The following is a 2,751-nucleotide window of genomic DNA, read 5'->3' on the forward strand; positions in this document are numbered from 1 at the left end:
GCGAGCGCCTGCCCGACTACATGCTGCCCGCCAGCGCCACGATCATGCCCGCGCTGCCGCTGACCGCCACCGGCAAGATCGACGCCCGCGCCCTGCCCGCCCCGCAGGCGCTGGTGGCCGCCGGCGGCGCGCCGCGCCAGGTGCTGAACGCGCTGGAGCAGCAGCTGCAGCAGCTCTGGCAGCAGGCGCTGGGCCGGCCCGAGGTACGCAGCAGCGACAACTTCTTCGACCTTGGCGGCGACTCGCTGACCGCGCTCGAGATCCTCGGCGCGATGGAGGAGAAGCTGGGCCGCAGCCTTTCCCTGCAGCTGATCAGCCAGCACCCGACCATCGAGGAACTGGCCCAGGCGCTGGGCCGGCCGCAGCCGCTGCCTGGCGTGATCCTGCCGCTGGGCACCGGCAGCGCGGCCACGCCGCTGTACCTGTGTGCCTCCGGCTATGGGGACGTGCTGCGCTTCCAGACCCTGGCCCGCGCGCTGCACGGCCTGCTGGAAGTCCACATGCTGCAGCCGCCGCGCGAGCAGCAGGCCTGCCGCACGCCGCGCGAGCTGGCCGAGCGCTATGCCGACTGCATCGCCGCGCAAGGCCTGGCCCCGGGCTGGCTGGCCGGCTTCTCGGTCGGCGGCGTGGCGGCGATGGAGACCACCCGGGTGCTGCAGCAGCGCGGCCAGGCGCCGCAAGGCCTGCTGCTGCTGGACACCATCCACCCCGATGCGGTGCTGGGCGGTACCAGCTCCTGGCGCGCCTTGGGCTGGCTGGTGCATCGGCTGCATGTCGAGGACCTGAGCATGAACGGCCGGCGGCTGGGCGCCATGTTCAGCGACCCGGCGCTGGTGGCGCAGGTGATGGCGCTGCGCGGCTACCGCAACCAGCCGATCGGCGGGCCGGTGCTGCTGGTCAAGTCCAGCGGCCTGGACGGCTGGGGCGGCCTGTTCTTCCGCACCTGGGCGCGGCTGCTGCCGCAGCTGCAGACCACCCAGGTCAGCGGCCTGCACGGTTCGATGTTCGAGGCGGCGCGGGTCAATGAGCTCGCTCGTGCGATCCAGCAGTTCACCCTGGCCCGCCAGATGATCAGCGGCGAAAAGTCCTGACGATGCCCCTGCTCGACGACCCGCGCCTGCGCCGGCGCCTGATCGCGCTCGCCCTCGTGCTGCTGCTGCTGCTGGCCCTCAGCGCCGCCTGGCGCTGGTCGCCGCTGGCCGTCTACGTGACGCCGGAGCGGCTGATCGATGCGCTGCACGACATCGGCGAGGCGGTCGGCCCCGCGGGCGCGGTGCTGCTGCTGACGCTGGCGCTGACCGTCGCCATCCCGCTGGGCCTGATGACGCTGGTGGCGCAGCTGGCGCTCGGCCCGTGGATGGGCAGCGCCTGCCTGCTGGCCGGCGCGCTGCTGTCCACGCAGATCAGCCAGACGCTGGGCCGCCACCTGGGCCAGGAGCTGCTGGAGCGGCTGGCCGGGCCGAAGCTGCGCCAGGTCAGCCAGAGCATGGAGCAGCGCGGCCTCGTCGCGGTGATCGCGCTGCGCCTGGTGCCGGCCTTGCCCTTCGCGGTGGTCAACATGATCGCCGGCAGCACCCGGCTGACCCGCCGCGACATGCTGCTCGGCTCGCTGCTGGGCATGCTGCCCGGCACCGTGCTGATCGCCGTCTTCACCGACCACATCGTCGACGCGCTGCAGAACCCCGGCCCCGGCCGCTGGCTGCTGCTGGGGCTGATCGTGGCGCTGCTGGTGGGCGGGAGCTGGGCCTTGAAGCGCTGGCTGGCCGCGCATTCCCGCTGAGCCACCGGCCTCGTCGTCAATGCATGGCCATGCCGCGCGGCGGATGGCTGCGCACGGCATTGCGCCCCGCCCGCTTGGCCGCATAGCAGGCCGCATCGGCCGCGGCGACGATGGACGCGACATCGGGCAGCGTCGCGTCGATCTCCACCACGCCGATGCTCGCGCCCACCTGCAGGGTCAGGTCTTGCCAATGCAGGCGCAGCGCCGCGACGCGCGCGCGGATCTGCTCGGCGACGTTCAGCGCGCAGGCATGGTCGCAGCCCGGCAGCAGCAGCGCGAACTCGTCGCCGCCCAGCCGCGCCACCACGTCGCCCTCGCGGGCGCGGCCCGTCAGCAGGGCGGCCACCTCGCGCAGCATCGCGTCCCCGGCCGCGTGGCCGGCGCTGTCGTTGACCGCCTTGAAGCCGTCCAGGTCGATGAACAGCGCGGACGAGGGCTCGTGCCGCCGGCGGTCCTCGACATGGGCCTGCAGCCGCGCCTCGAATTCACGCCGGTTGAACAGGTCGGTCAGCGGATCGTGCGTGGCCGACCAGGACAGCGCCTCGCGCTGGCGGCGCTGCGCCGAGATGTCGGCCACCAGCCAGATCACGCCGTCGGCCGGCCGGCCCGGGTTCACCGCCGCACCCTGCAGCGAGGCCCAGAAGCGCTGGCCGCCACGGCGCTGCAGCTGCACCTCCTCGGCGAAGGGCCGGCCCGCCGCAAAGGCCGCCTCGGCCCGCGCCATGCAGGCCTGGGCCGCCGCTGGATCGGCCGGCAGCAGCAGCGCCTGCGGGGCACCGGTCAACTCGGCCTCGGGGCATTGCAGCAGCTCGCCAAGCTGGCGGCTGGCCAGCTCGAGCCGGCGCTCGCGCGTGATCGCCATGCCCATCGGCGCGCTGCGCATCACCGCGCGCAGCCGCGCCAGCATGCGTTCGTTGTCGCCCTGGATCGCGGCGCGCTCGCCCAGCACATGCTTGAACACCGCCGACAGC

General features: G+C 73.7%; 3 protein-coding genes. 2 read left to right on the plus strand and 1 reads right to left on the minus strand.

The window, feature by feature from the left end; all coding sequences use genetic code 11:
- Both B0W88_RS31000 and B0W88_RS31005 read left to right on the plus strand, forming a co-directional pair.
- A partial coding sequence (locus tag B0W88_RS31000; RefSeq protein ID WP_233151904.1) for a phosphopantetheine-binding protein occupies positions 1 to 1,091 on the plus strand: 1,091 nt, incomplete at its 5' end.
- Positions 1,092 to 1,093: 2 nt separating this feature from the next.
- On the plus strand, positions 1,094 to 1,780 hold the full coding sequence (locus tag B0W88_RS31005; protein WP_077038322.1) for a TVP38/TMEM64 family protein: 687 nt from the start codon (positions 1,094 to 1,096) through the stop codon (positions 1,778 to 1,780).
- Between the two features lie 16 nt (positions 1,781 to 1,796).
- Here B0W88_RS31005 and B0W88_RS31010 read toward each other — a convergent pair.
- The coding region (locus tag B0W88_RS31010; RefSeq protein WP_158080983.1) for a sensor domain-containing diguanylate cyclase at positions 1,797 to 2,751 on the minus strand (955 nt) is incomplete at its 5' end.

The organism is Pelomonas sp. KK5 (assembly GCF_001984095.1).
GTDB lineage: Bacteria > Pseudomonadota > Gammaproteobacteria > Burkholderiales > Burkholderiaceae_C > KK5.

Coding starts and splice junctions, on each gene's coding strand:
- B0W88_RS31005 (WP_077038322.1), top strand. CDS start 1,094: ATGCCCCTGCTCGACGACCCGCGCCTGCGCCGGCGCCTGATCGCGCTC.